This window comes from Shewanella sp. MF08487, from assembly GCF_050848685.1.
Classification (GTDB): domain Bacteria; phylum Pseudomonadota; class Gammaproteobacteria; order Enterobacterales; family Shewanellaceae; genus Shewanella; species Shewanella glacialipiscicola.
The window spans coordinates 39300-65901 of the sequence record NZ_JBOZPB010000006.1 but is presented as its reverse complement, the minus strand read 5'-3'; the positions used below and the strand labels follow the sequence as shown (position 1 = coordinate 65901).

Sequence of the window (26602 nt, the reverse complement as noted above, 5' to 3'; positions counted from 1 at the left end):
TTTGACCACAGAATTACTAGGGCTTGTTGCTTGGCAATTTAAGCCTATTTTAGATTTATTCGTTTATTATATGCATTTTTACCCGACTGGGGTCGTAGGCGCGGACAATTGCGGGTAAATTAGTTACGCTCGTGCCTCATTAGGCAATGAATGATTGTCTTTTGGTACTTAGTTTTTACAACAATAAAGGAAGGGTCGTGCTGTTAAAATCTCTTTTCTGCCTTCACGGGCGTGATTCTCGTCCCCGCTTTGTCGCTATTAGTGTTGGTGTATATGCCTGTATTTCAATTGCCGCTGCGGCATTTGGGGCAAATTTTCTAATGTATTTGCTGGCTCTGCTGGGTTTACCTTTATTAGGGCTCACTAGCCTGCGTCGTTTAGCCGATGTCGATAAGTCAAAAGTGCTGACAGGTGCATTTTTGTTACCGCTGCTTATTTTACTCGTGTTATTTATTGTCGATGCACACATTGCGCTTATTGGCCTGTGCTTAATTTTAGCGGCAGGGCTCACTTTTTGGGGTTGGCGTTTACCTGCGCCTACGATAGTTGATTATCGCTACGGCTATTTTGGCCCAGAGCTTGATGCGCCAACATCACAAGCCATGCCACGGCGCCGTGTGGAACCCACAATCATCCCTAAAACAACAGATGCAAGTGCTATAGATTCTAAACAAGTGATTACACGACAGGCGGCTAACTCAAGCTCAGATATTCAGCTACAGCCACAGGTTGAACGCCATGAGCCGCATGTTGAGCAAACGCATGCCCAATCAGTCGTAGTCACAGAACCAGAAATCGATGTCTTTACCCATGACCAAGCCGTTACTCATGCCTCATTGGTTGATACCGAGCTTGAAATCCAGCGCCAAGATGAATTACGTTTTGATGCATTAACGCGATTGACGCAGAATCCTGCCGATTTTGTGGTACCCAATGCCCATGCCGATTTTCGCCCTGCCAATGCCAGCCGTGTCGAACACACCAATATTGAACTAGCTGATGTTGATGTGATTAATGTGGATTTAACGCATGTCAATTTTAATGCACCTCAATTAGATCCCGCCGAGCGCAGTGCTGAGCCGAGTTGGCGTTTGGCCGCCGAAGAAGATAACGAAACAGATAGCTTTAATGATGTAGATCATGCTGAAGAAGTGCGTCAACGCCGCGCCGAAGCGAAAGATTCTGGCTCGATGACTGAACTGTTTCGCGGTTTATTTGAATTTTTAGCACCGCTAAAGCGGTTCCTCGTGTTACCTAAAGTTAAGCTACCTAAGATTAATCTACCCAAGGTGGAACGCCGTTATTGGCGGCCAGCAGGAATAGGTGCTGGTGTGCTGGTGTTTATCGTCTTGGTGTGGGGGCTTTGGCCCAGTGGTGATGCTGAAGGCGATGGCGCACAGCTTGTGACTGTAAATGCGGTTGCGCCTTATGCTGGTGAGCGAGTCACGCTCGCCTTGCCCGACGGCTTTTCTGTGGCGCTTGAAGACGATATTTTAATCATGCGTTGGCTCGGTGAGAAGGGTAAGGCGAAAAACCTGTGGTCCTTAGCTACGGCAAAGGGCGATAAAACCTGTAGCCTATTGTCTTTTAACAGTGGCACCGATTACCGCCCTGTGACTGTGGATTTGAAAGCGGATTCCGCTTCAGAGGCGCGATTCTCACCACTCGATACTCAAGCCATCATTATTGACCTCGCCCGTCGAGGTAATATTAGCCTGTGTGGTTATAAGTTCAGCCTTAAGGGCAGCCAAGCGATATTGGAACAGAATCGTACTTTTGGTGATTACATCGCGCGTTGATTTAGACTGCAAGTTAGGTCGCAGCTTAGGTCAGCAACTTAAGTCGATAAAATTTCTGCTTAAATGCTAGTCACAATTAGAGGGGTAGATTACACTTTTGCTCCTCTTTTTCTCAAACCGCGTTTTAAATGCGTTATGCCTTGGTATTGGGCGCGGCGGTTTGGGGAAACATCTTTAAATTTGAACTGAATATATCAATCCAGCATGAATACAGAATTGACCTTAGTCATTATGGCTGCAGGGCTAGGTAGTCGTTTCGGCGGCGATAAGCAATTGGCAGCACTCGGTCCCGCTGGCGAACCCATGTTGGTGTTATCGATCATGTCGGCTATTCGCAGTGGCTTTCAGCGTGCTGTGCTGGTGATCCGCCCAGAGTTAGAAACTGAATTAACTGAGATACTGACACGGTTTTTACCCGCCGATTTTGCCTATCATTTTTGCTATCAAGCCTTAAGGGATTTACCCGAAGCGGCGCAGCTGGCTGATCTCAGTCACAGGCTAAAACCTTGGGGCACGGCCCATGCTCTTTGGAGTGCGCGCCATCTCGTTAAAGGGCCAATGGCCGTTATCAATGCCGATGATTTTTATGGTGATAGCGCATTTGCCTCGTTAAGCAAAGGCTTAAGCATGAGACCGGCAGAGTGGATGATGGTGGCGTATCCTATCGAACTCACATTGTCGGAGCACGGCGGTGTTAACCGTGGTCTGTGTCAGGTTGAAAATGGTCAGCTTAAATCGGTCGCCGAATGGCTTAATATCGCCGAGCAAGCTGGTCAATTGGTGGGTGATGGCCCACAGGGACATGCGAGTTTGCCGCCCGAGTCCTTGGTATCTATGACATGCTGGGGCTTCTCCCCAAGCATATTTGATGTTATTAAACGTGAATTAACCGAATTTATCGGGCAACAGGGTCAACAACCTAAGTCTGAATGTTACTTGCCCGCCATAGTACAAGCGGGCATTGAGCAAGGTTTGCCTGTCTATGTCGATGTTGCCTGTGAGCCTTGGCTCGGCGTGACTTATCCGCAGGACACTGTCTGGGTAAAACAAAAATTAACGGAGTTATTGAGTGATTGAACTCATCAGGCAGTCAGTGTTGCCTCATTTTGGTATTGAATCTGCCGAGGCGAAAATTTCTGCCCTCGGTAATGGCCACATCAATGACACCCTTTTGGTGCGCTGGCCTGCGGGCGAATTAGTATTACAGCGAATTAATACTGAGGTATTTAAAACGCCCAACGCTTTGGTTAGCAATGCCGATAAAATTAGCCATCATTTATGCGCTAAGTCGTTGCAGCAACAATACGGCCTGAAAGTCGTTAGCCCTTGTTTAACCCAAGAGGGTGAATTGGCTATTGATTTAGGCGAACAAGGATTTTGGCGCGCGATCAGTTACTTGCCCCACAGTCTCAGTATTGAAGTGGTTAAATCAGAACAAGAAGCGGAAATGGCGGCCAAGGCCTTTGGTCATTTTGCTTCAGCCTTGAGTGATTTTGATGCGACAGAGCTTGAAGATGTGATCCCCCAGTTTCACCATTTACCGGGACGCATGGCCTTGTTGCAACAGGCCGCCGAGCTCGATAGCCAACACCGTTTAGATCTCTGCCGTCATTGGGTTGATTACGCGTTATCTCAGCAGGCTTTGCTGGATGAACTTGCAGAAATATCGCCAAAGCTGCCACTGCGCATTTGTCATAACGACACTAAAATCAATAACATGCTTTTTGATAAACGCGATATGTCCAGCATGGCGATTATCGATTTAGATACCTGCATGAAAGGTCATCTTATGTATGACTTCGGCGACATGGTACGCACTTTCTGCTCGCCAGAGGAAGAAGACTCAACGGCCTTGGATAAAGTCCAAGTGCGCCAAGATATCTTCGCTGCGATTTGCCGTGGCTACTTGAGCGAGTTGGGTGATGTCTTAACGGAAGATGAAAAACGCAGTCTATGGCTCGGTGCGCGGGTGATTTGTTTGATGATAGGCGTGCGTTTTTTAACGGATTATCTTAACGGTGATGTGTATTTCCACATCCACCGCGAAGGCCACAATCTGGACCGCGCCGCCAATCAGTTTACCTTGTACCAAAGCTTGCTCGACCAAGAGACGGTACTTAAAGCCCATTTCTAAGTCAGGATATGGATCTTGGTGATTGCGCCAGTTTATCGATCCAATGCACTGATAAACAAAACGCCCAAGGCTTTGCTTTGGGCGTTTTGCTTTAATACGATTGTTATAAGCCCTAGGCAGATGCCATTTCATCGGACATAATCGTGCAATAATTAATCCCTTAATATCATATGGATTTGTGCTTGGTATGGATTCACCTGTGGCGCAGCCGTTAGTCACTTGTTCACGGCGCAGCGAACGTAACTCTTGGTTAAGATGTACCCTGCGTCGCCCGCAGCAGGAGGCGGTTGCCTCGTCTATGATGACGGCGACCAGCGATAACTTCTTCAATGCCTACGCTATTTTTCTCGGTGCCAGCCTAGCGCAGATGGGGTTTGTCACGGGTTTACCTCAGCTTTTTGGTGCTATCTCCCAGCTTTTATCTGTCTGGCTCGCCAGCCATTTCTCCCGCCGAACTTTTATCGTCTTTTGTGCCGCCTTTCAGGCATGTGTTGTGCTGGCTATGGGCGCGTTAGCCGCTTTCGGCCCTGAACATGCGGTGTGGATCTTTATCGCTTTAGCCGTTGGTTACCATGGCTTTATTAATCTAATTCAACCCCATTGGCGGGCGTGGATGGGCTCTATTGTTCCCGAACGGCGCCGAGGCACTTTCTTCGCCGCGCGCACTCGGCTCACTATGGGCGCATCTTTGAATGTGTTCTTTATTGGCGGCTGCATACTCACCTTAACCGACTCGATGCAGATGGCGTGGCTGGGCTTTAGTCTGCTGTTTTCTATCGCGGCGATGGGGCGGTTTGTGTCGGCTTGGTTACTGCTGCAGATGCACGATCCCGATCCGCGTGAGCCCAAACAGCGCGGCTTATTTTTGCAGACGATTGATCATTTTCGTGAGGCGTGGAAGGATAAAACTTTTCGTCAGTACAGTTTGTTTGTCGCCAGTATGCAGGGCATGGTGGCGATCTCGGCACCATTTTTTGCCGTTTATATGTTGGAAGGCTTGAAGTTTACTTATCTCGAATTTGTATTCGCCAGTGTGGCTTCGATAGCGACTCAATTTGTCACCCTGCGATTTTGGGGTCGTTTTAGCGATCAATTCGGCAATCGTTTAGTGATGATCATTACCAGTTGTATGATCCCAAGCTTGCCGCTTATTTGGCTATTCTCAGATAACTATCTGTATATCTTAGCAATCCAAGCTTTCTCTGGCTTGGCGTGGAGCGGCTTCACCTTAAGCACGGCAAATTACCTTTATGATATCCGCCCCTTTCGCAGTGACTTTGCGACCTACGCCGCTTTGCAAGCAGCCTTGAGTGCGGCCTGTGTATTTGTTGGCGCGATATTGGGCGGCACTATTGCCTCCCATGCGGCGGATTTTTTAGTCTGGTCGGGTTGGGGTAGCTTGTTATCTAACCCTATCTTCGTGGTGTTTTTAGTCTCGACCGTACTGCGAGCCTTAGTGACACTCTGGTTTATTCCGCGCTCGGTCGAACCTAAAGTGCGTCCAAGGCCGCAGTTACTGCAACTTATTTTCCGTATCCGCGGTTTTAATGCCATTTCGGGCGTGAGCCTCGATTGGCTCACTGTGGTAAAACGCCGCAAGCAATAGGGTGTACAGCTAAAGCGTATAGTCGAAAAACTTACGGCTTTGCGGGCCAGCGCTATTACTGTTCACCTTATTGGGATGTTTATATTCATGCCAAGCCGCGACGTGTGTGCCTGCGTTTAATTTAGGGAAGTCCAGTCCATGCTCGCTGGTGTTGACTGGCAGTGGTTGGACGGCTGCCTTTGCCTGACTCGTTCCTTCCTGTGATATATGGGTTGGTGCACTTTTTATTTGAGAGTCCGAGAATGCCCTATCTGTCACTTGGCCTAAGGTTGGGCAATCCGTGGTTAACCCCAAAAATTGCAACAAGCGACTCAAGCTCCCCGCATGGCTTATGTCGAGCGAGATAAAATCTTCTCGGCCATGAAAGTAAGCGAGCACTTCGTTTTGATGCCTTTGATAACAAGCAATAAGATGTGCCTCATCCGCGGGATACGCCACTTTATCAATAGCAAACGTGTGCCGAAAACTGCGTTTCATAATCGGGTGGAATCGCCCCGATTTTGCATCTAAATGCGGCAGCATTTTACCCAGCAGCATTTGCATTGAAGGCACCCACTTCGCCATATCACGCTCGAGGTAGACAAATTTGGCCTGAGGGAATAGACCATCGAGCTGCCGATAGTCACTAAAACAGGGCACGTCAGAAATCGCATCGGCTAGCATAAACGCCTGTTTAGTAAAGGCCATGTGCGCCACTTTAAGCCCTTGTTCCAACAACGCCACACTTACACTCGTAGTGCCCGTACGTGGCAAACCTATGATAAAAAGCTTCTTTTTTTCTACACTTGCCTGTTCACCACCGAGCGTATTCGACTTTGCAGGATTCATCTCAGCTGGCGTGGCAATCTGTGAATGGCCAGTATGCTGCGTATTGGCGGCATGATCTGCATTGCCAATATGTTGTGCATTAGCAGAACATTGTGCGTGAGCAGAAGCTGTTGAATTGTTGGCATTATCAGGCATAGATTGGGCTCAGAATGTGTGTACAAGCGGTGCGATGTAAGCAATGAGTTTTCATATCGGCGCGTCAAATCAGCGGCGGCAGTATATCTCAGCGCGAAGGCTTTGTCGGTGGCTATACATAAAAGTCACGAACAACGGCAATGCGCCACAGTATTGTATGGCCGCTGTACGATAAAAATGGATGACCACAAGGCTTAGAAACGAGATCCCAGATTACCAACAAGGCTCATTTCCCTTCATTGGATAGCATGTTGGTATTAATGAGGCGATTATTAGTGCTATTCGACTCATAATTTGAGGCGAATATACTTGTTAATCGCCTCATTATGTGAGTAGAATAGACTTGTTATTTGACTCGTGGGGTAAGATATGTGGATTTGGCAGCAAGCTGATTGGCCTAAGTTTCATTGGAATACCAGCAGCATTGATGCCTTGCTGCGTCAGGTCTATTTCAATCAGGGCCAGCTGCTTGGCAAGCAAATGCTAAGTCACGACGACAGCCTGTTAACGTCAGACGCTGCACTCGACACCTTACTCGCTAACATTATCCATTCCAGTGCCATCGAAGGTGAAAAGCTCAATGCTGCTTCAGTGCGCTCATCCTTAGCTAAAAAACTCGGCGTGACTGAGGACAAACCGTATCCGACCACAGCGCAAACTGATGGTTTAGCTGACATTATGCTCGATGCCTTAAAAAATTTAGAGACTGAATTAACCCTCGAACGGATATTAGGCTGGCATCAGCAGTTATTTCCCCAGGGTTATACGCTGTTTTACCCCGTTATTGGTGGAACGCTGCGTGGCGATACGCCTATGCAAGTTGTCTCAGGCCGCATTGATAAACCAACGGTGCATTTTGAGGCCCCCTCTCGAGCGACTTTGGACGCTGAACTCTCGCAGTTTATCGAATGGTTTAATGCTTCACGGCAAGCGCAGGTTTTAGATCCGCTTATCCGTGCGGCGATAACACATCTTTGGTTTGTGACTCTGCATCCACTTGATGATGGTAATGGGCGCATCACGCGTTTATTGACTGATTTAGCTTTGGCACAAGCGGAAAAACGCTCGATTCGTTTTTACGCTATGTCGGTCAGTATTCTTGCCCGTCGCCAAGCCTACTATGACATTTTAGAGTCCACTCAAAGGGGCGATGTAGATATTACTCCTTGGTTAGTCTGGTTTTTTGAAACCCTCAATGATTGCTTACTCAATGCGATGGCTGATGTGAACAAGACTCTGCGGAAAACGCAGTATTGGCAAAATGTTGACCAATCTTTATTGAGTCAAGAGCAAGCCAAAGTGCTCAATCGGATGTTAGATGGCGATTTTGAACTAGGGATAAATAGTAGCCAGTACCAAAAAGTCGCGAAGGTGAGTCGCGCCACCGCCACCCGTCATCTTGCGCAAATGGTCGAACAGCGCTTTTTAGTAAAAGCCGACGCAGGCGGACGAAGTACGAGGTACTTATTGTCGAGTGGAAAGTAGCGAGATTTTTGATTTAAGGCTCAGCTGTGGCACTCAAATGGTATCGACGCAGGCACGCCGTAAACTCTTCCTTGAGGGCTCCACCGCGCCATCCATGGCGCAGAGGGCCTGCTTATCAATACCATTTTCCGCTGTGCAGCCATTGTAACGCTTTACCTTCAGTGTGGTACTTGTGTGAGGTTATAAATTAGCAGTTGAATAAGCGCATACTCACAATTGGTATCCACATTTCTTCTAATTAAATATCAGTATGTTATATTGCACCAAGCTGCTTAGATAAGGATTGATAACGAATAATGGAAATTCAGATTGGTGATGTACTGAGATATAAAAAGCCAGCATGTGGAGAAAATATGTATGAAGATGGCTACCTCAATTTCCATTTTCTAACCAAATCAATTGAAGCCAACAATCTGCAGCTTGAAAAGGGAATAAACCCTAGTGCCAAGATTAAAACCAGCTTGGGTCAACTCGTCCGCCCGCTTCGGTAAGACTCAAGCTGCGAGTGTTACGGTGCAAAAGTTGAATACCCAGACTTTGTTCTAATAGGGTAATGCGTTTACTCACAGCCGATTTACTCAGTCCAAGCTTTTGACCAGCCAATGAAAAGCTACCGCATTCCACGACAGTGACAAAGATAGGTAGTGCTGAAAAGTGCTCAATGGTGTCCTTAGATTATCGAGTTCCCCTGCCATTATTGTTGATGATACCTCAACAGTCAGTTTTTATTATCGTGGTTATCATTGCCCGTGATGCAAGGTAGACTAATGCACTTGCTGATTGCGGGTGTCGACTGTGAAGCCTAGTTATTTTCGCGCTCATCGCTCATGTTTATCGCTCATGTTTATCGCTTATCTTGATTACTGCTAGGCAGCTAGCCACAGCATTGCCGCAATCGCCGATGTACCATTCTCGATGCCACTGAACGGCATGGGGATGGGTCTTAGCTATTTTGTCAGAAAGAGAGTTCCTATGTCCTTGCCTTACCAATGGATTTTGTTTGATGCCGATGAAACCCTATTTTATTTCGATGCCTTAAAAGGGCTTAAATTGATGTTTAGTGAGTTTGGGGTCGGTTTTACCCAAGCCGATTTTGATGAGTATCAGTTAGTTAACAAACCACTTTGGGTTGATTATCAAGATGGCAAGATAACTGCCGCCGAGTTGCAGACCATACGTTTCGAGCCTTGGGCTGCCAAATTATCTGTCACGGCCATGACGCTCAATAGTGCCTTTTTATCGGCAATGGCCGAAATTTGTTCACCGCTACCCGGTGCCCGCGAGTTATTAGCCGCGCTCCAAGGTAAGGCAAAATTAGGTATCATAACTAACGGTTTTACTGAGCTACAAACCGTGCGATTAGAGCGTACAGGCTTGCAGCATCATTTTGATATTTTAGTGATTTCTGAAAAAGTGGGCATAGCCAAACCCGATGTGGGCATCTTCGAACATGCCTTCGAACTCATGGGTCATCCTGAGCGTGAGACTGTGCTTATGGTCGGCGATAACCCGCATTCAGATATCCAAGGCGGTATCAATGCTGGTATTCATACTTGCTGGTATAACCTCCACGGCCACGACGTACCTGCCGGTATCGCCCCGCACTATCAAGTGAGCTCACACCAAGAGCTGCAAAAAATCCTGTTACTGTAAAGGATTGTTCACTGAGCCTAGCTCAGCACTTTGCACTCGATAGGTTTGGCTAAGAGTGAGTGCTTTAACTGATATTTCCTCAGTGCCATAAAATACAAAAAGCCCTTAAGTTAAGGGCTTTTTGGTATCTAAAACGCGTTAACTATCATTACTCAACGTTTTGGATCTGCTTGTTGATATTTTAATTTAATCTGTTTAAAAACAATGCTTTATAATTAGTCTTGTGAGTTATTTATGTTTTTGCCCACCATTTTGCCCACCAATGGTGTACAGGAAGCCGTAATTGATACAGTATTTTTAGCTATCAAATTTTCAGCTAAGCTGCTTCAGCTTTACTAGCATCTTTTTCAAAAGGAATTTTGAAAGGTGACGGGTGTTCGAGGCATACCGAAAATAGTATGTGTTCAGAACAACTGGCGTTATCATTTTTTCTTATATGTAAAATTCCATCAGACACATCACCTTGATAGGCAGGGTCATTTCCTTCTTTATAGTATGAATACCCAAAATGATAGTGGTGGAAATTCCTCTCTCGAGCTAAATCAGTAAAAGCTTTTTTCATTGGGCTATCAATGAATTTCATTTCCCAGCTCGGTTTATATTTCCCTTGTAACTCGCCTTGCGGCTCGAGTCCATTTTTAATGGGATTTATAAAGTTGTAATAAATCTTTTCTATGACATCGTCATTTGAGTTTTTGAGCTCATCTAAAAATGAATGGCTAAAAAAAACTACGTGAGCCATTTAGATATCCTTATCTATTTCTAATCCACTGAAGAAAGTCCTTGCTGCTTGATATCGTATCAGGCATGGCAACAGGAGGTTTAGTTGAAGCTTCTTGATACTGATCAAGGAGTTTAGCTAATTGTTTGTCTTGGATTTCGGCAAGCTCATTTAAAAAGAATGATTTTAACTCTTGATGAGTAATCTCAGCTTTATCAATTCTTCCTGAATCTCGATCGTAATGTGCTAACCATGGAGACTCATTATGAGTATTGTTACGCAGTGTCCAAGCTCCAGCTCTGCCATATTTATCAATGATAAAATCAATCATTTCTTTTGCGCTTTGGGCTAATGAAGAAAAGTGATCTTGCGCAGGAACTGGGATATGTCTATCGCCGTATCCGCAAAAGCTATGATAAAGAGTCGGGACTACTGGACCATGCTGCCAAGCGTTTATGGCATCGTGAAAAAGCGGTTCATTATGTGTAGCCAAGTAATAACCTTGGCAATAATAAGCTAACTTCTGTAGCTTTAAATTACAAAGATTTATACCTTTATGATGTGCCCTATAGAGCAATGCTTGACTAAAGTTTGTACTACTTAACATAGCCATATCCTTTTTATTATTATCCTTAGATTGCGCAATCCTTGTGCACTATTGCTAAAAATGCGGCTGAATTTTACATTTAAAGTTGTTATATAGCCATATATACTTTTTTTTTCATATAAAAACACCTATAACGTAGTGAATAAATTATGAATAGTCAACTTCAGCATAAGTGCAGTTCGTGTCTTTTATATGTGAATTATAGGTTTATTGATGGAGACTGGCTTTTAGTCACAGAAAAAAAGATCTTATTTATCGCGAATAAAAATTGAGTTAGGGGGACGGTACTGTACTTACAGGCTGTAGGTATTTGACCACCCCCTCCATTTGGTAGTGGTAAATTCGAGGTGGCTAAAAAGGCTGTACTCCTTATAAACACTGAATGGTAGGCGGTCCTTTGTTTGTCAGAATGGAAGGGCGCATATGCCATGTTGTGAGACTAAACCATGATGTTCATCTTCATTGGCTTGGTGTCATTCATCACCATAATCAAGCTATAAAAGTTGTTTTTAGCCTTGTTTAGACTAAGAATTGAGTTAAACAAGGCTAGATTTAGCTAACTAATGAGTTGTTTTAAGTGTTTGGGCGAACGTTATTGTACTTAATCTTTGCATTTGTGACGTGTCACAAACACCCTATGCTGCCTCCAAGTTTTTTGTAGTCACAATTTACAAAGGCATATTTTCGTTTATTTGAAATATAATTTTATGTTCAAATTGCTCGTAGCCTTCGTTGTGCCCCTGAATGCTAATGACTCTTGAACCGTTTTTGAGATACTTTCTGACATCCAATTCAGGCCAGTGCAGTGCTTCGCTTAAATCTCTAAAGCCACGACCTTCAGATAGCATTTCCTTGGTTCTCTGCTCGCGAATGATTGTAAAGTCAGTATCAAATTTTGGTTTACATGATATCCAGATGAACAAGTCGATATCGCTCACTAGGTCAGCCTCCGTTAGATAACTTCCGAACAAAGCCACCTTGGTTACTTGATACAAATACGAGTCATTGAAATTGATTTCATTGACTCGTTGTAGAAACGCCTGATAGTGCTTGTCGGCTGTTGCTCGCTTAACTTTCTTGGCGGCACTGGCTTGGGCTAGTGAAGCAGCCTTCATGGTGAGTTGCCAACGGGTTTTCTTACTATCATCCCTGATTTTTTCAAAGTACCCCTCAGACTCAAACGCTTCTATACGGATTTTGGCGATCTTCTGGCTTATCTTAAATCGATTGGCAAAGCATCGAATAGAGAAACCATGGGTTTCAAATGGGATACTGCTGACCAGCTTTCGTGCGTTCATTGCTGGCAGTCCTGCGATGGTTGTTTTCGAGTCTATATTCAAAATCTTCTCCTACTCTGTTGATGTTTGTTTAAGTTAATTACAACACGGCGGTTTATCGCCGTTCGTCGCAGCTAAAATGCGGCAAACGGCAGCCTGCAGCCCAGTAAAGACAAGGCTTTTTCCAGTGACCTGGTAAGATTGCTGCTGTTGCATAGGGGCCGCAATAATTTTCCAGATACCGCGGGCCTCGTACCCGTGGTTAAAGTTGAAACCCCCAGGGTCCCCCGATGTTTTTAAATGACTGCAAAATTCTTGTAATAGATTGATATAAAAGCTTTTTAAACTGTGATTTACTTGATAACGGCTGCTTAAAATACTTATCAATCCTAGTATTTATGAATCTTTAAAAATCAGTGTGTTAGCTTTCATTTGGGACGCAACTTATAAACTGTCTCAATTGTTCTTTTGATCTAAGATCCCCTCACCAAATAGCGCTATATCTCCTGCTACAAAGGTATCGACTAAGTCTTGTTCGTTATTGTCCAGATAGTTGATGGTTGTTTCTGGCTTACTGTGGTTAAGTAATTGCTGTAATTCTTCTAAAGTCACACCTGCTTGCTGTCGTAATCGTGAGCCTGACTTACGCAAAGAGTGAGTACCGAGATTAACGCCCCCTAAGCGGCCACAGGTACGCCGCCACTTGATGACATCGGGTTCTACTTGTGACATCCAGCGCCAAGCAGTCTTGCGGCTTAATGGTTTTCTTGAACCTCCATGACGACTTTCAAACAGGTATATGTTGTTTGGGTATGTCAGTCTCATTTGATTAAGTAATTTAATGGCGTGAGGGGTTAAGGTGATCACCTTATTTTTTTGAGTCTTGGTCTCGATAATGGTGAATTCACCAGTATTAAAAGACTCATCAACTTGAGCGGTTGTAATTGCGAGTAAATCGCTGATCCTTAATGCCCATAGTGCGGTTAACTCTGCCAGCCAGCGGGCTTTAAGTCCGTGATTTCGTTCCAACGCATCAAGAATTACGCCAAATTCGTCACGATCCCTAGCTGAATGCACTCTTGACATGATTAACCTACTTATTTGCTTTAAGAGTGGTATTTAAGGTGGCAAGGCTGTTTTGAATATCATTGGTCATATCGGTTAGGGTGTTGAAGAAATGCCCAATATCATCTGAGTTTAATTCTTCAATATGACTCCCTTGGGCAAGAATGGTTAAGGCTTTAATCTGTGAGGTTTTGGTTTCGATTTGTTCTAGCGCAGTAAATGTTTTAGCTGACATTACTATAATTCCTCTGACATAAAGTGAGTTAATTTTTTGTTTGGGTATGGCTTATATAAAGCACACCAGATTTTGGGACAAACCCTTGCGTATCCTAAATTGCATAAATTAAATTTAAGTTGTTGATTGTTATTGTTAATAATTAGTTTGATGTGAGTTACCCAAACACCAGTAATTGGTGTTTGTTGTTTATCAATTAAAGGTGGTTTACACCAGTTATTGGGACTAACTAGCTGGTGTTTGCACCAATTTTTAGTACAGGTGATTTTGAACCCTTATGGCCGTTAATCTTATGCCAGTCATTCCGAATCGGGCTTAACGTCGGTTTTGTTGTCATCTGTCCTTGTCCACGATATTCATCAACTGACTCCCAGGTTATTGCGTATAGCACTGGTGGTAATCCGCCTTTTCTCGATGTTGAGCCTGTGCCCGTGACTTCGATTAATCTATGTTTAATGAGCGCCTTTAGGGCACTTCTCATTGTGTCTTGGCCGCCGAAGTAGGGTCTCATTTGGTCCCAAGTACAGGTTAGATTACCGTTGTTATAGCCATTCCACTGCCTAACGATTAGAGTCAGCAATTTGATGGCACTGCCATTAAGGTCAGCGTAGCTAGTCGAATCCAATACACAGTGCGGGATACTGATATAGCGTTTATGTGCACTGCGACTTTGCCGTCTTTTTGCCATGCCTTATCCATGTAGCCTCGTTTAAGTGAAAATAGAGATTTGTGTGTGTTTCTGTTGTTTAACATGGGTTTTGTAGTCTCTGTTGGTGACAACAGTTAAACCATGAGTTAACGATCTCGAACTTATCGCCGTAGTCCATGATGGTTTTAAAATCTTGGATACTGTCTACTCTAGCCGCACCAAAATAGGTTTGAACTTCGTTACCTTCTTGGCAGCGTAAAATAGTGAAGTGCAAAGGTTCCTGATTGCGATAAGCTAGGATGATGCCGCGTCTTTGATATACATGTGCATCACTAAGCGGCAGTGTTAGCCCATTGTGAAAGAGAGTATTCATTTCTGTGCTCCTAACTGGGCTTTGCTAGTAGTACGGGGACTTGATACTGCTTGAGTGAGTGTGGGGTGGTAGATAAACCAAAGTAGATCTGAGAGTAGCCAGGCGACTGAGTTCACACCAAGCTTGGTTCTGATAGGGTGCAGCCCTAAGCGTTCTAGCTCCCAAGTTCTGGACCGAGACAAAGTGGTAATTTGCTTGCGTTCATTCTCACGAACTAAACGATCTGATTCGCCAGCGACTTTAAGCAGTTCCTGGCGTTGTTCAGGGGTAGGGCGGGTGTATTGGATGGTCATTATATGCCTCAACGTGTATTGGTAAGTTCAGGCATATACTAGGGGGAATATTAGAATAAAAACGCTCATCTTCTTACCTAAGAAGATGAGATGAAAATTAGATTCTATGGGTTTTTATATCCACCTCTAATTGTTTCAAATAGCTAATGCTCAAGATTTGTTGAGCATTTCTCTGAACTTTGTTTTGGATTTCAGTTGCAGTAAAGGCAGGGGTTTTATCAGCATTGACGATAGCCTCTGCAAACACTCTAGGTGGAATTTTTAAGTTATTGGCTTTGGCCCAAAGAGTTAGGTCTATATACTCAAACACATGGTTTTGAAAAATAGCATCGAATTTCTCTACACTCCTGAACTCGCGTTTAGGCTCTGGGATATTTGATTCTTTTCTGAGTTTGTCTAATAGAATAGTGAACTCATCAATAATTTCACTATTAGTTGCCAGCTTTAGATTCAGGCTTACAAAACCATCCCCAAATAGATTGCACATCCCAATTTCATGGACATATCTATTTTCAGTGTCATCACTGTCCCTCATGACTTCTCCTGCTAATATCTTAAGAATAGGGGATGATATTAATTTTACATTCAATCCAAGAGCGTTGTATGCGTCATCTGGAGGAATATCTGAGTCGTTTATAAACCGCTTATTAAATAGTAAAGATAGTTCTTTACACTCCTTTCCTTGTTCAATGTCTTCGTTGGCATGATGACGTAACCAAAGTTCATTCAGGATCACATCGTAACTTGCACGCTTCAAATGTATATATCGTTCAGGTGTATACCAAGTTGGTAATTGTGCAGTGCTTGATATTATTTCCATCTTCATCATCCGTTGATTATTGGGTCGAGTAAATCAGCCACTTTAGCGTGAGCTTCCTTGCGTTCTTCTAGGTAATCGTGGCGGTCGTAAATGCCCTCTACACCTTTGAGTTTGTGGTTTAAACAGCGTTCGGCGACATGACCAGGCACACCTTGGGATGCAGCCAGTATCCTGAAAGTTCTTCTTAAATCATGTGGGGTAAAAAGCAGCATATCCCCCATAAGGTTTGGTGGTTGCACCTTACGCCCTGGCTCACGACCAAATAACTTAGAAATAGCTCTGTTAAGCGTGTCATTGCCCATGTGTGGTTTGCTTGAGGTTCGGCGAGCTGGAAAGACATAGGCAGAACCACAAGATCTGATTTTAAGCTCATTCAGCCATTCCATAGCCTGGCGAGGGAGTGGAATAGTAATAGGTGCACCTGTCTTGCTTCTGCCTTCTGGTAAGTGCCAAAGGGCCTTATCTAACTCAAATTCATTCCACATGGCGCAGCATAGCTCACTCTTACGAAGGCCCAAAGTGACCAGCATGGCGCAAGCTAAATAGTTATCACGGGTGAAGCTCATAGCGTTGGCTTTAAATAGCTTGAACGCTTTTTCTATCTCAGGGAAGGTCAAAGCTCTGTCTTTACTGAGTTCGACGCCGCCAGCGTCAGAAACTGTAAAGGCACTAGCTGGGTTATTGCCCAAGAGATCTAACTTGATGCCATGCCTGAATAACTGCTTCAAATACATTAACGCATCATTGGCGGTTGTCGGTCTTTCTTGGGCAATTTTCTGAACGATAGCCCTAATGTCCCTAGCATTTACTTGATCTATCGGAATTTCTCCGATGGCGGGCTTTATATCATTACGGTATACCCGCTGTGGAATATGTGGGTGCTTAAGCCGCTTAACTAAGTCCGACTCGTACCAGTCGTTAAATAAATCATCAACCACTTTTATGGATTGTTCTTTGATGCGTTGGCGAGCAATAAGGGGATCTGAGCCAGCGTTTATATCTCGTTTTTGAATGGCGGCTTCCGCTTTAGCATCGGCAAGTGAAAGGTAAGGGAATTGCCCCAAAGTGATTTCTTTACGCTTGCCATTGGAGGTATAGCGCAGCATCCAATAAGGAGTGGCATTGTTTCTTACTACGAAGTAGAGGCCGCCACCAATAGGGTGCCTTTTGGGTTCACCATTGGCGAAAGTCTGTATTTGCTTTGCTGTTATTGTTGCCATTATCTTCCTTGCCCACCATTGCTGTTTTTGTTGGTGGTAACTGCCCACCGAATTGCCCACCACAAATACTACAACAACTGCGAACAAACAGAAACGGGTGAAAACAAAAAAGCCTCACAAAATGAGGCTTTATAGTGTTCTTAGTGTTCTGGTGTGACCGCGAAAACATTATTCAACATTTTGGATCTGCTCTCTCATCTGCTCAATCAGGACTTTAAGTTCCACTGCGGCTGAGGTGATTTCAGTGCTGATGGATTTAGAGGCGAGGGTGTTCGATTCGCGGTTGAATTCTTGCATCATAAAATCTAAACGGCGACCTTCGCTGCCGCCTTTTTTGAGGATGCGGCGGGCTTCGGCGACATGGGCTTCGAGTCTGTCCATTTCTTCGGCGACATCTTGTTTCTGCGCCAGAAGCACCATTTCTTGCTCGATGCGGGCGGGGTCGAGTTCACCTTTGATTTCTGCAAGGCGGTTGGTGAGCTTTTCGCGTTGATACAGCATCACCGTTGGCATGTGCTCACGTACGACGGCGATTTGCTCGCTGACTCCGTCTAAGCGGCTTAGCAGCATGTCTTTGATGGCTTCGCCTTCACGGCCACGGGCTTCGATGAATTGATCTATGGCTGAATCGAAGGCTGTCATCAGATCGGCGCCGATGGCATCCATATCTTGTTCACCGCTCGCTAGCACGCCCGGCCAGCGTAGGATGTCGGTAAGATTGACATCGCCTTGTCCCGCTTCTTGCTTAAGCCAAGTGGCGGCGCCTAATAGTTGTTTTGCTAGCGCTTGATTCAACTGCAGCTCGTTATTGCTGTTGTCTGCCAGTTCGTAGCGCAGATTGACTTCAACTTTGCCGCGGCTTAACCGTTTACGAAGGCGGTCGCGCAGTACGGGTTCGAAGCTGCGGAATTGCTCGGGTAAACGTAGGTAAGTTTCGAGATAGCGTTGATTGACTGAGCGAATTTCCCAGGAGGCAGTGCCCCATTGTGCTTTGTGCTCGATGCGAGCGTAGGCTGTCATGCTTTGGATCATGGGTTGTCCTAATGGTGTAATCGTCATAATGAGAGGCGATTATAGAGTCAATGGCTTTAGGATTAAAGGCATACGGCAAATAGGTGCACGGATTAGGCGTTTGAATGTGATGAGTTTGCCAGAGAATCACCCTAAGCATGGCATCCTAAGGCGCAAGCCCCTATAATATGCAGCCAAAATCGGTCAATGACTCAGAATACAGGAATCTCGCATGCGTCCAAGTAACAGAACGCCAGCACAAACTCGTCCCATCACTATCACTCGCCAGTTTACGGCCCATGCCGAAGGTTCTGTGTTAGTGGAATTTGGCGAAACGAAAGTGCTTTGTACCGCCAGTTTTACTGAAGGTGTGCCACGTTTCCTTAAAGGTCAGGGTCAAGGCTGGGTAACGGCGGAATACGGCATGTTGCCACGTTCGACCCATAGCCGTATGGATCGTGAAGCCGCTCGCGGTAAGCAATCTGGCCGTACGCAAGAAATTCAACGTCTTATCGGTCGTGCCCTACGCGCCTGTGTGGATATGAAAGCCCTAGGTGAAAACACTATCGTGATCGATTGTGATGTGATCCAAGCTGACGGTGGCACGCGCACTGCCTCTATCACTGGCGCCTGTGTGGCCTTAGTGGATGCGTTGAACTGGGCGCGTGGTAAAGGCATCATTAAATCTAACCCGCTGAAATTCCTTATCGCTGCTGTCAGCGTAGGTATTTACAAGGGTGAAGCGATAAGCGATCTAGAATATATCGAAGACAGCGCCGCTGAAACTGACATGAACGTGGTGATGACTGAAACGGGTAAGATTATCGAAATTCAGGGCACCGCCGAAGGCGAGCCATTCAGCCACGAAGAATTACTCGAACTGTTGGTGCTCGCCAAGAACAGTATTCGTGAAATTGTTGATGTGCAGAAAGCCGCATTAAATTAAGTCTGTTGTTATTAAGCCCCGTCATGGGGCTTTTTATTAGCTGTAATTTTTTAGTTGTAGCAAGATACGTATGTGAAGAAAGCCTTATATCTAATAAAAATCACCAATAAAAATATCAAGTAGAAAATCGTAAGGAGAAAGTGTGAAAGCCTATCAACGTGAGTTTATTGAATTTGCCCTAGAACGTCAGGTGTTGCGATTTGGCGAATTTACCCTTAAATCGGGCCGTATCAGTCCTTATTTCTTCAATGCGGGTTTGTTCAATACTGGCCGTGATTTAGCGCGTCTGGGCCGTTTTTATGCCGCTGCGTTAGTGGATTCTGGCATTGATTACGACTTGCTGTTTGGCCCTGCTTACAAAGGTATTCCGATTGCGACGACTACGGCGGTTGCCCTGTGTGAGCACCACGATATCGACATTCCTTACTGCTTTAATCGCAAAGAGAAAAAAGATCACGGTGAAGGTGGCAGCTTAGTCGGTAGTGAGCTTAAAGGCCGCGTGATGCTGGTTGATGATGTGATCACTGCGGGTACTGCGATTCGTGAGTCGATGGAAATCATCGAAGCCCATAAGGCGCAATTAGCGGGCGTGTTGATTGCATTAGACAGGCAAGAGAAAGGCAAGGGCGAGCTATCGGCTATTCAAGAGGTTGAGCGTGATTTTGGTTGCGGTATTGTCGCTATTATTAAATTAGCCGACTTAATCAGCTATCTGTCTGAAAAACCAGGCATGGAAGTGCAACTTGCCGCCGTGAGTCAGTATCGCGAGCAATACGGCATTTAGGCTGTAATGTCTCATTCACCCTGAGCCACTTAGTGTGATTAAGTTAGGCCCAATAAAAACGCTGCGTTCTTTATAAAAGAATCGCAGCATTTTTTTATTCATGCGTTTTGATTGGTGCGGATTTAGGTTGTGCCGACTTAGGCAGGCTTTAAATCGCGTTAGGCTTCAATGCCCTTATTTAGTCTGATGCAAAAACTCAGCACGGGTCGCAGGGTTTGATTTAAAAACACCGCCCAGTGCTGTGGTAGTGGTTGAGCTGGTGGAATCCATCACGCCACGAGATTTAACACAGTAATGCACCGCATCCATTTTTACCGCTACGTCTTTAGTTTCAAGCAAGGTTTGCAGCGCGACTAACACTTGTTGAGTCAAACGCTCTTGCACCTGTGGTCGCTGGGCAAAGAAACGTACGATACGATTAATCTTTGATAAACCGATAATTTTTTTACGTGGCAGATAAGCGATGGTCGCAGTGCCATCAATGGTCACTAAATGATGCTCGCAGGTGCTGGTGAGGCTAATGTCTTGCACGCGCACCATTTCATCGAAGCCCATCTTATTGTCGATAACCGTGATCTTAGGGAAGTTCGCATAATCTAAGCCGGAGAAGATTTCATCGACGTACATTTTAGCAATGCGGCGCGGCGTATCGGCAAGGCTATCGTCTGATAGATCCAATGACATTAATGTTAGGATTTCTTTCATATGATGTTCAATCTTGTCTTTACGTTCTTCACTGCTGTAAACGCTTGGGAGCATTGGGGTTTCAAGTCCACGTTCTGATAATGCGGCTTGTACTTTTACTGCTGCTTCACTTAATGACATCTTATCCTCCACTACCTTGTAGCGGCTATAACAGAAAACCTATGCTGAACAGTATGGGGTATTTGGGCTGTCCAGCACTAGATACAAATTATTACTATTCTCGCTAGAGCAAGAATAGGCTGATGAGAATAGCGCGAATAGCGGCTGATTCATACCGAAAAACGTTCATCGCAAACATGAAAAAGCCGATAGTCCTTATCGGATATCAGCTTTAAATCTACTGTGGCTAATCTTATTCAACGATAAACGTTGGCTAACGTCGCTGAAGTTTACAGTGTTAGATTTGTTTTTAGGAAACTCAGCATCTTTTCGTAGTATTTCGCTCTGTGTTCATCGTTATAAAAACCGTGGCCTTCATTATCCATCACCAGTTTTTGGTACGGATATTGGTGAGCTTTTAAGGCTTTTTCGAGGGATTCCAGTTGCTCAATTGGCGCTCGAGCATCTTCGCCGCCATGAACCAGTAGCAAGTTTGCTTTGAGTTTATTGACGTTTTGAGAAGGAGACATTGCCTTGAGCACCGCTTCATCTTGCCCTAGTACATCCTTAAGATAGCTTGTTCCTGCACGTCGACTGGCGACATCGCCTTCATCAAACATTAATTCTAAATCGTATACACCGGCTACACCCACAGCGCATTTAAACATATCCGGTGCAAGCACGGCACTCTGTAGGGCGCTATAGCCGCCAAAACTGCCGCCAACAATGCAGATACGCTCTTTATCGGCAAAACCTTGGTCAATGACATATTGAGTGGCATCTATAATGTCGTATTGTATTTCTGAGCCCCACTTTTGATAGCCAGCATGCTCGAATTGTTCACCGTATCCGCCAGAGCCACGGAAGTTAACCTGCAGAACCGCAATGCCCTGACTTGCTAGATATTGGTTTTGTGGATCAAAGCCCCACCAGTCACGTATACCATGTGGGCCACCGTGCGGATTGACCACTAATGGTAGGTTTTTAGCTTCTTTACCAATGGGAAGTGTTAAATAACCATGGAGTTTTTTACCATCACGACTGGTGAAGCTGATAGGTTTAACCTCGGCCATCTTTTCTGGGTCAAGCCAGTTTCTAGCGGCGGCAAGATGTTCTAGTTTGAGTTTTTTCGTATCAAATATGTAGTAATCGCCTGGGTTACGATCATTAAATGCAAGCACTATGAGTTTTTCTGCATCTCGAGTTTCGCTCACAATGCGTACTTGATGGCCGGGCAGCGCACTTAACAAATCTTTTAGCAATTTAGCGTGCGAATCTTCATTATCAACAAAGGCATAGTTAGGATAGCCATTCTCGAATTCGACTGCGTAAAGTTGCTTATTGGTACCGTTAATCCAAAAGTTGCTGGGATCAACGATTTCATCTTGAATAATCTCCTTTTTATCACCTGTTTCGAGATTTATTTTGTAAATCCCTAAGGTTGTGCCTTGTGAACGTCCTGCGGCATAAATGGTATTTTTTTCATTACTAAAGGAGAGTGGGCTAAAGTCTGTGAAGCCCAAGTTTAATTTATCGGTGTCTATCCATTTTCCCTCTTTACGATAGAAGACCTTAGTGATGTTTTTACGGTCTTCACCTGCAACGAAACGAACCTCCCCTTCATGATCCGTCAAAAAGCGCGCCTGACCTATCGGTGAGCCCATGATGCGTTTACGTGTACCATTAAATAAGTCTACGCGATATACATCTTGCAATAGCTCAACATCAAGATTTATTTTGTCGTTCCATGGGATGACGTTAACGAGCATATAACGCTCATCATCTGGCAGCGGATCGAGGATAAAGGCACTTGCTCGCATCGGGGTATTTTTCTTGATATTTGAACCTGTTTGTTGGTCGCCACTGTTGTAACCAAAGAGGTAATTTTTACGTGAACCATCGGCATTAACCGCCAGTAATTCACCATAATAAATGGGGGTGTCCTGCCAGCCTTTTAAGTATTCTTTAGCCAGTACTAGTCGCTCACTATTAGCCCATTCATAAGTACCGACCTGAGCATTACCAGGGAAGTGAATGGCATTAATTAGTTTTTTTGTTTGAGCATCCAATACTAAGAGAACTTTTTTACCTTCAACACTGGTAATAGCGCTTAGATATTTACCCGTAGGCGAGATTTTCACATTAGAGTATTCATCTCCCTTACTGAATAACTGAGCCTGTGATAGCGGATTAGTGGTATCAGCGGTACATGTTGATATGGGTAATATTGATAAGCAAAGCGCTGCTAAAGCAGATAATTGAAAGAGTTTCACCTGACATCCTTGTAAGTCATTTGTTAATTTTGTTTTGTAAATGTATTTCGAGGATAAAACAAAAGTCATAGTGAGACAAGGAAAGTAAACTAAAAAAGGACGGTATTTACCGTCCTTTATGTTGAAAAATCATTAGCTTTGCAATAGTTGGTGTTGGATGAAATACCATTGTTCATCGAAGTGTGTAGTCGGTTTTAGTTTGAATTCACTGCGTACAAATTGGGCTATTCGTCCTTCGGCAAAGGCTAGCAGTAAATTAGCCAATATGGCTTCATCTAGGTTAAAACCTTTACCTTCGCGGAGCATTTTTTCACGCAATATTTGCTTCAATTGAGTTTCAATTTTGGCAAATAAGCTGCTGATCCGGCTCCGTAGACGTTCATTTTCACCCAGCAATGCATCGCCATTGAGAACGCGGGAAATGCCGGGGTTACGTTCGGCAAAAATCAACAATAGTTGCAATACCAACTGGCAACGTTTCATGGTGTCTTTCTCGTCATCCATGATTAAGTTGATGCGCGATAATAATGACTCTTCGATAAATTCAATCAAGCCTTCAAACATCCGCGCCTTACTTGGAAAGTGGCGGTAGAGTGCGGCTTCCGATACACCGACTTCTGAGGCCAGTTTCGCGGTGGTGATCCTTTGTCCCGGATGTGTTTCTAGCATCTGCGCTAGACATTGTAATATGTGTTCACGACGATTAATTTTTGGGCTTACAGCCATTGCAGTATCCTTGGCTCAATAACGACTTAGGGGATTATTTAGTGCCTGAATGGCCAAATCCACCTTCACCACGATCTGAGCTATCGAACTCATCAACGAGTTTGAATTGTGCTTGTATTACAGGAACAAACACCAGTTGTGCCAGACGATCACCAATTTCTAAGGTGAACGGACTGTCGCTGCGATTCCAGCAAGACACCATTAACGCTCCTTGGTAGTCTGAGTCGATGAGTCCAACCAAATTACCAAGTACGATACCGTGTTTATGACCTAGGCCTGAGCGCGGTAAAATAACTGCAGCCAGTCCCGGGTCTGCAACGTGAATGGCTATTCCTGTGGGAATCAGCACGGTTTGACCCGGTGCTATCGTCAAAGTTGTGTCTATCATGGCGCGAAGATCCATGCCTGCGCTGCCTAGGGTGGCATAAGCGGGCAGAGGAAATTCAGAGCCAATACGGGAGTCGAGAATTTTTAATTCAATCGGTGTTTTCATGTATTTGTTTTTTCTTTTACTATTAACGAAAGTAATTGCCGTGCCAGCGTGAGCTTATCCGTCGCTGGCAAATCTTGACTACCCTGCGGCCAGAACACGCGCAGGGCATTGGCATCGGCATTAAAGCCAATACCTGCAATGGAAACATCGTTTGCGGCGATCATATTCAAGTTTTTACGTTTGAGTTTATCGCGCGCATAGGCTTCTACATCATGGGTTTCAGCGGCAAATCCCACCATAAAAGGACGGTTAGGTAAGCTCGCAACCGTGGCTAAGATATCAGGATTCCTCACTAGCGCAAGTTGCATTTCTTCTGCCGATTTTTTGATCTTACAGCTGGAAATCTCACTAATGCGATAGTCAGCTACGGCAGCGCAGCCGATAAAAATATCTTTATTATCAATATGTTTAATTACGGCATCGAGCATATTTTGTGCCGATTCAACATCAATACGTACTATACCCTCTGGCGTCATTAGATTCACCGGACCTGAGACTAACGTAACCTCTGCGCCCATATCTGAGGCCGCTTTGGCTAAGGCAAAGCCCATTTTCCCTGAACTATGATTCGAAATATATCTGACCGGATCAATGGCTTCTCGGGTTGGCCCCGCCGTTATAAGCACTGATTGTCCGGCGAGAGGCTTAAGTTCAGCGCTGTCATTAGGGGCAAAAAATTGTGTCGCCAGCTCGGCAATCTCTAATGGTTCTAACATGCGCCCAGGACCGACTTCGCCACAGGCTTGACTACCACTTGCGGGTCCCCAAAGCGTAAAGCCACGGGATGCAAGGCTAGTTAAATTTGTTTGCGTTGCCACATTGCGATACATCTGCTGATTCATCGCCGGGCACAGTGCAATGGGCGCCTCGGTTGCTAAGCAAGTGGTTGTGATTAACTCATCGGCCATGCCTGCATTAATCCGCGCCAATAGGTTTGCGGTCGCAGGCGCGATAATAACCAGATCTGCCCAGCGAGCGAGTTCTATATGACCCATCGCCGCTTCTGCTGCAGGATCGAGTAAGCTCGATGCGACGGGATGACCCGATAACGCTTGCAGTGTGAGCGGGGTGATAAACTCCATCGCACTTTGGCTCATCACTACGCGTACATCAAAGCCGCGATCCTTCAAGCGCCTGACTAAGTCAGCACTTTTATAGGCTGCAATGCCGCCGCCAATGCCCAGCAGGACGTTTTTATTTGTCAAACTCACAGACATCACCTGAGATAGAAATAATGCCGCAACGATAGCACAAAGTGGTGAATTTTAGTGATCATCCCTGTTCAAAAAAACTCGTCCATACTCTGTAAAGTAAAAATATGTGAGATGACACGGAGGTCGTATGGGCATTAAAGATTGGCCAGAGGGCGAAGGGCCTCGAGATAAGCTATTACAAAAGGGGGCGGGGCAGCTGTCGGATGCTGAGTTATTAGCGGTATTACTGCGAAATGGTGTCGCGGGATTGAATGCTGTTGATTTGGCGAGGTCGTTAATTGGTGAGTTTGGCGGCCTTAGAAATTTGCTTTGCGCTTCTCGAAATCAGGTATGTCGACTTCCGGGCGTAGGACCTGTAAAATACGCTCAGCTTCAAGCTGCGGCCGAATTAGCGCGGCGTGTAGCGCAAGAAAACTTGCAAAGAGGTCAAATTTTGACAAATCCCGATTTAACTCGGGACTATTTAATGAGACAATTGGCTGATCGCCCCTATGAAGTGTTTGCAGTTTTACTGCTAGATAGCCAGCATAGAGTGATTCAGTTTGTCGAATTATTCCGCGGTACAATAGACTCAGCCTCAGTGTACCCACGTGAAGTGGTGAGCTTAGTGTTGGAGAAAAAGGCCGCAGCAGTTATCGTTTGTCATAATCATCCGTCTGGTATTGCCGAGCCCAGTCAGGCTGACCGACGAATAACTGAACGATTAAAAAATGCGTTAGCAACCATAGACGTATCCTTATTGGACCATATGGTTGTAGGTGATCAAGAGATAGTTTCTTTTGCAGAACGAGGCTGGATTAATTAATCTAACACTTGATCTTCACTCTGTGATCGTGTATAAAATGCGCCCTCTTTGTGCCTCGGGCGACGGCCATACGAGGCACATTAATGCTCGAGCGTTAAAATTGTTTTTGGAGAAGATTGACATGTCAAGAGTATGCCAAGTTACTGGCAAGAAGCCGATGGTTGGTAACAACCGTTCGCATGCAAAAAACGCGACCCGTCGTCGTTTTTTACCTAACCTACAAAACCACCGTTTTTGGTTAGAAGAAGAGAAGCGTTTCGTACAGTTACGTATATCTACTAAAGGTATCCGTCTGATCGACAAGAAAGGTATCGAAGTTGTTGTTGCTGAACTTCGTGCCCGTGGCGAGAAGGTATAATAGATCATGGCTAAATCTAAAGGTAATCGTGAGAAGATCAAATTAGTTTCTACAGCTAAGACTGGTCACTTCTACACAACTGAAAAAAACAAGCGTAACATGCCTGAGAAAATGGAAATCAAAAAATTTGATCCTGTTATTCGCCAGCACGTTATCTACAAAGAAGCCAAAATCAAGTAATTCTTGGTGAGTGTTTCGAGAAAAGCCCCTTATTTAAGGGGCTTTTTTTTGCATTTTTTTCGCGACGAATCATCAATTTGAAGGCATTGCATTACATACCTAAGTCGC

Annotated in this window: 28 protein-coding genes and 1 pseudogene; 11 read left to right on the top strand and 18 right to left on the bottom strand. The window is 44.9% G+C overall.

The features are described from left to right. Nucleotides 1-197: 197 nt before the first annotated feature. The 4 genes from ACRN9H_RS06225 (at nucleotide 198) to ACRN9H_RS06210 (ending at nucleotide 5539) form a co-directional block, all read left to right on the top strand. Nucleotides 198-1799, top strand: coding sequence for a hypothetical protein (locus tag ACRN9H_RS06225; RefSeq protein ID WP_432312938.1), 1602 nt, complete (start codon nucleotides 198-200; stop codon nucleotides 1797-1799). 204 nt (nucleotides 1800-2003) lie between these two features. Next, a complete protein-coding gene (locus ACRN9H_RS06220) occupies nucleotides 2004-2876 on the top strand; it encodes an NTP transferase domain-containing protein (RefSeq protein WP_432312936.1) in 873 nt (290 codons plus the stop codon). Then, nucleotides 2869-3933, top strand: coding sequence for a phosphotransferase enzyme family protein (locus ACRN9H_RS06215; protein ID WP_432312934.1), 1065 nt, complete (start codon nucleotides 2869-2871; stop codon nucleotides 3931-3933). The genes ACRN9H_RS06220 and ACRN9H_RS06215 overlap by 8 nt, the downstream gene beginning before the upstream one ends. Nucleotides 3934-4120: 187 nt before the next feature. Further along, nucleotides 4121-5539 carry an MFS transporter gene (locus ACRN9H_RS06210; protein ID WP_432312932.1) on the top strand — a complete coding sequence of 473 codons (1419 nt, stop codon included), beginning with the start codon at nucleotides 4121-4123 and terminating at the stop codon, nucleotides 5537-5539. A gap of 9 nt (nucleotides 5540-5548) precedes the next feature. Here the strand turns inward: ACRN9H_RS06210 and ACRN9H_RS06205 are convergent, their stop codons facing one another. Next, entirely contained in the window at nucleotides 5549-6502 is a 954-nt protein-coding gene (locus tag ACRN9H_RS06205; RefSeq protein ID WP_432312930.1) for a sulfotransferase family protein, read from the bottom strand. 369 nt (nucleotides 6503-6871) lie between these two features. Between ACRN9H_RS06205 and ACRN9H_RS06200 the strand changes: the two genes are divergently transcribed. Beyond that, nucleotides 6872-7987: a Fic family protein gene (locus tag ACRN9H_RS06200; RefSeq protein WP_432312928.1), complete on the top strand. Its 1116-nt coding sequence runs from the start codon at nucleotides 6872-6874 to the stop codon at nucleotides 7985-7987. Between the two features lie 471 nt (nucleotides 7988-8458). On the opposite strand, the pseudogene ACRN9H_RS06195 reads toward ACRN9H_RS06200, so the two are convergent. Continuing rightward, nucleotides 8459-8650 (bottom strand): annotated as a pseudogene (locus ACRN9H_RS06195) (LysR family transcriptional regulator); the annotation flags it as partial. A 309-nt stretch (nucleotides 8651-8959) separates the two neighbouring features. On the opposite strand from ACRN9H_RS06195, the gene yjjG reads away from it, so the two are divergent. Continuing rightward, a complete protein-coding gene (yjjG, locus tag ACRN9H_RS06190; protein ID WP_432312926.1) occupies nucleotides 8960-9640 on the top strand; it encodes a pyrimidine 5'-nucleotidase in 681 nt (226 codons plus the stop codon). A 316-nt stretch (nucleotides 9641-9956) separates the two neighbouring features. On the opposite strand, the gene ACRN9H_RS06185 is transcribed toward yjjG, so the two are convergent. The 11 genes from ACRN9H_RS06185 to ACRN9H_RS06135 all read right to left on the bottom strand — a co-directional run bounded on the left by ACRN9H_RS06185 (nucleotide 9957) and on the right by ACRN9H_RS06135 (nucleotide 17932). Next, nucleotides 9957-10382: a hypothetical protein gene (locus ACRN9H_RS06185; RefSeq protein WP_432312924.1), complete on the bottom strand. Its 426-nt coding sequence runs from the start codon at nucleotides 10380-10382 to the stop codon at nucleotides 9957-9959. Between the two features lie 10 nt (nucleotides 10383-10392). Further along, nucleotides 10393-10968, bottom strand: coding sequence for a Panacea domain-containing protein (locus ACRN9H_RS06180; protein WP_432312922.1), 576 nt, complete (start codon nucleotides 10966-10968; stop codon nucleotides 10393-10395). A gap of 668 nt (nucleotides 10969-11636) precedes the next feature. After that, a complete protein-coding gene (locus tag ACRN9H_RS06175; protein ID WP_432312920.1) occupies nucleotides 11637-12308 on the bottom strand; it encodes a hypothetical protein in 672 nt (223 codons plus the stop codon). A 393-nt stretch (nucleotides 12309-12701) separates the two neighbouring features. Continuing rightward, nucleotides 12702-13331 (bottom strand): tyrosine-type recombinase/integrase, encoded by a 630-nt coding sequence (locus ACRN9H_RS06170; RefSeq protein WP_432312918.1) that lies wholly within the window; start codon nucleotides 13329-13331, stop codon nucleotides 12702-12704. A 7-nt stretch (nucleotides 13332-13338) separates the two neighbouring features. Further along, on the bottom strand, nucleotides 13339-13545 hold the full coding sequence (locus tag ACRN9H_RS06165; RefSeq protein WP_432312916.1) for a hypothetical protein: 207 nt from the start codon (nucleotides 13543-13545) through the stop codon (nucleotides 13339-13341). A gap of 229 nt (nucleotides 13546-13774) precedes the next feature. After that, the gene (locus tag ACRN9H_RS06160) at nucleotides 13775-14233 is read right to left on the bottom strand and encodes a hypothetical protein (RefSeq protein ID WP_432312914.1); all 459 of its coding nucleotides are present in this window, start codon (nucleotides 14231-14233) and stop codon (nucleotides 13775-13777) included. A gap of 58 nt (nucleotides 14234-14291) precedes the next feature. Then, on the bottom strand, nucleotides 14292-14567 hold the full coding sequence (locus ACRN9H_RS06155) for a hypothetical protein (protein ID WP_432312912.1): 276 nt from the start codon (nucleotides 14565-14567) through the stop codon (nucleotides 14292-14294). Continuing rightward, on the bottom strand, nucleotides 14564-14860 hold the full coding sequence (locus ACRN9H_RS06150) for an AlpA family phage regulatory protein (RefSeq protein ID WP_011494777.1): 297 nt from the start codon (nucleotides 14858-14860) through the stop codon (nucleotides 14564-14566). The genes ACRN9H_RS06155 and ACRN9H_RS06150 overlap by 4 nt, the downstream gene beginning before the upstream one ends. A 97-nt stretch (nucleotides 14861-14957) precedes the next feature. Then, nucleotides 14958-15680 carry a DUF6387 family protein gene (locus tag ACRN9H_RS06145; protein ID WP_432312910.1) on the bottom strand — a complete coding sequence of 241 codons (723 nt, stop codon included), beginning with the start codon at nucleotides 15678-15680 and terminating at the stop codon, nucleotides 14958-14960. A gap of 5 nt (nucleotides 15681-15685) precedes the next feature. Next, entirely contained in the window at nucleotides 15686-16900 is a 1215-nt protein-coding gene (locus ACRN9H_RS06140) for a tyrosine-type recombinase/integrase (RefSeq protein WP_432312908.1), read from the bottom strand. 168 nt (nucleotides 16901-17068) lie between these two features. Further along, complete coding sequence (locus tag ACRN9H_RS06135; RefSeq protein WP_006086670.1) at nucleotides 17069-17932, bottom strand: YicC/YloC family endoribonuclease; 864 nt, start codon at nucleotides 17930-17932, stop codon at nucleotides 17069-17071. A 211-nt stretch (nucleotides 17933-18143) separates the two neighbouring features. On the opposite strand from ACRN9H_RS06135, the gene rph reads away from it, so the two are divergent. Next, entirely contained in the window at nucleotides 18144-18857 is a 714-nt protein-coding gene (rph, locus tag ACRN9H_RS06130) for a ribonuclease PH (protein WP_076497122.1), read from the top strand. Nucleotides 18858-18999: 142 nt separating this feature from the next. Beyond that, complete coding sequence (gene pyrE / locus ACRN9H_RS06125; RefSeq protein ID WP_006079863.1) at nucleotides 19000-19641, top strand: orotate phosphoribosyltransferase; 642 nt, start codon at nucleotides 19000-19002, stop codon at nucleotides 19639-19641. A gap of 174 nt (nucleotides 19642-19815) precedes the next feature. Here pyrE and folE read toward each other — a convergent pair whose 3' ends face one another. The 5 genes from folE to coaBC all read right to left on the bottom strand — a co-directional run bounded on the left by folE (nucleotide 19816) and on the right by coaBC (nucleotide 25157). Then, on the bottom strand, nucleotides 19816-20466 hold the full coding sequence (folE, locus tag ACRN9H_RS06120; protein WP_432312906.1) for a GTP cyclohydrolase I FolE: 651 nt from the start codon (nucleotides 20464-20466) through the stop codon (nucleotides 19816-19818). Between the two features lie 269 nt (nucleotides 20467-20735). Beyond that, a complete protein-coding gene (locus tag ACRN9H_RS06115) occupies nucleotides 20736-22718 on the bottom strand; it encodes an alpha/beta hydrolase family protein (RefSeq protein ID WP_432312904.1) in 1983 nt (660 codons plus the stop codon). A 132-nt stretch (nucleotides 22719-22850) separates the two neighbouring features. Further along, nucleotides 22851-23444, bottom strand: a complete 594-nt coding sequence (gene slmA / locus ACRN9H_RS06110; RefSeq protein ID WP_076497118.1) for a nucleoid occlusion factor SlmA — start codon at nucleotides 23442-23444, stop codon at nucleotides 22851-22853. Nucleotides 23445-23478: 34 nt separating this feature from the next. Continuing rightward, nucleotides 23479-23937 (bottom strand): dUTP diphosphatase, encoded by a 459-nt coding sequence (gene dut, locus ACRN9H_RS06105; protein ID WP_432312902.1) that lies wholly within the window; start codon nucleotides 23935-23937, stop codon nucleotides 23479-23481. Beyond that, complete coding sequence (gene coaBC, locus ACRN9H_RS06100; RefSeq protein WP_432312900.1) at nucleotides 23934-25157, bottom strand: bifunctional phosphopantothenoylcysteine decarboxylase/phosphopantothenate--cysteine ligase CoaBC; 1224 nt, start codon at nucleotides 25155-25157, stop codon at nucleotides 23934-23936. Before coaBC ends, dut begins: the two co-directional genes overlap by 4 nt. 121 nt (nucleotides 25158-25278) lie before the next feature. Here coaBC and radC point away from each other — a divergent pair, with 121 nt between their 5' ends. The 3 genes from radC to rpmG all read left to right on the top strand — a co-directional run bounded on the left by radC (nucleotide 25279) and on the right by rpmG (nucleotide 26494). Beyond that, the gene (gene radC / locus ACRN9H_RS06095; protein ID WP_432312898.1) at nucleotides 25279-25956 is read left to right on the top strand and encodes a RadC family protein; all 678 of its coding nucleotides are present in this window, start codon (nucleotides 25279-25281) and stop codon (nucleotides 25954-25956) included. Nucleotides 25957-26077: 121 nt separating this feature from the next. Further along, nucleotides 26078-26314 (top strand): 50S ribosomal protein L28, encoded by a 237-nt coding sequence (gene rpmB / locus ACRN9H_RS06090; RefSeq protein ID WP_076497114.1) that lies wholly within the window; start codon nucleotides 26078-26080, stop codon nucleotides 26312-26314. Nucleotides 26315-26320: 6 nt separating this feature from the next. After that, the gene (rpmG, locus tag ACRN9H_RS06085; RefSeq protein WP_160054468.1) at nucleotides 26321-26494 is read left to right on the top strand and encodes a 50S ribosomal protein L33; all 174 of its coding nucleotides are present in this window, start codon (nucleotides 26321-26323) and stop codon (nucleotides 26492-26494) included. The last annotated feature ends 108 nt before the right edge of the window (nucleotides 26495-26602 follow it).

Coding starts and splice junctions, on each gene's coding strand:
- radC (WP_432312898.1), top strand. CDS start 25,279: ATGGGCATTAAAGATTGGCCAGAGGGCGAAGGGCCTCGAGATAAGCTA.
- dut (WP_432312902.1), bottom strand. CDS start 23,937: ATGAAAACACCGATTGAATTAAAAATTCTCGACTCCCGTATTGGCTCT.
- ACRN9H_RS06200 (WP_432312928.1), top strand. CDS start 6,872: ATGTGGATTTGGCAGCAAGCTGATTGGCCTAAGTTTCATTGGAATACC.
- ACRN9H_RS06135 (WP_006086670.1), bottom strand. CDS start 17,932: ATGATCCAAAGCATGACAGCCTACGCTCGCATCGAGCACAAAGCACAA.
- yjjG (WP_432312926.1), top strand. CDS start 8,960: ATGTCCTTGCCTTACCAATGGATTTTGTTTGATGCCGATGAAACCCTA.
- ACRN9H_RS06205 (WP_432312930.1), bottom strand. CDS start 6,502: ATGCCTGATAATGCCAACAATTCAACAGCTTCTGCTCACGCACAATGT.
- ACRN9H_RS06145 (WP_432312910.1), bottom strand. CDS start 15,680: ATGGAAATAATATCAAGCACTGCACAATTACCAACTTGGTATACACCT.
- folE (WP_432312906.1), bottom strand. CDS start 20,466: ATGTCATTAAGTGAAGCAGCAGTAAAAGTACAAGCCGCATTATCAGAA.
- slmA (WP_076497118.1), bottom strand. CDS start 23,444: ATGGCTGTAAGCCCAAAAATTAATCGTCGTGAACACATATTACAATGT.
- rph (WP_076497122.1), top strand. CDS start 18,144: ATGCGTCCAAGTAACAGAACGCCAGCACAAACTCGTCCCATCACTATC.
- ACRN9H_RS06150 (WP_011494777.1), bottom strand. CDS start 14,860: ATGACCATCCAATACACCCGCCCTACCCCTGAACAACGCCAGGAACTG.
- ACRN9H_RS06210 (WP_432312932.1), top strand. CDS start 4,121: ATGGATTCACCTGTGGCGCAGCCGTTAGTCACTTGTTCACGGCGCAGC.
- ACRN9H_RS06220 (WP_432312936.1), top strand. CDS start 2,004: ATGAATACAGAATTGACCTTAGTCATTATGGCTGCAGGGCTAGGTAGT.
- rpmB (WP_076497114.1), top strand. CDS start 26,078: ATGTCAAGAGTATGCCAAGTTACTGGCAAGAAGCCGATGGTTGGTAAC.
- ACRN9H_RS06170 (WP_432312918.1), bottom strand. CDS start 13,331: ATGTCAAGAGTGCATTCAGCTAGGGATCGTGACGAATTTGGCGTAATT.
- ACRN9H_RS06140 (WP_432312908.1), bottom strand. CDS start 16,900: ATGGCAACAATAACAGCAAAGCAAATACAGACTTTCGCCAATGGTGAA.
- rpmG (WP_160054468.1), top strand. CDS start 26,321: ATGGCTAAATCTAAAGGTAATCGTGAGAAGATCAAATTAGTTTCTACA.
- ACRN9H_RS06160 (WP_432312914.1), bottom strand. CDS start 14,233: ATGGCAAAAAGACGGCAAAGTCGCAGTGCACATAAACGCTATATCAGT.
- ACRN9H_RS06155 (WP_432312912.1), bottom strand. CDS start 14,567: ATGAATACTCTCTTTCACAATGGGCTAACACTGCCGCTTAGTGATGCA.
- ACRN9H_RS06180 (WP_432312922.1), bottom strand. CDS start 10,968: ATGTTAAGTAGTACAAACTTTAGTCAAGCATTGCTCTATAGGGCACAT.
- ACRN9H_RS06185 (WP_432312924.1), bottom strand. CDS start 10,382: ATGGCTCACGTAGTTTTTTTTAGCCATTCATTTTTAGATGAGCTCAAA.
- ACRN9H_RS06165 (WP_432312916.1), bottom strand. CDS start 13,545: ATGTCAGCTAAAACATTTACTGCGCTAGAACAAATCGAAACCAAAACC.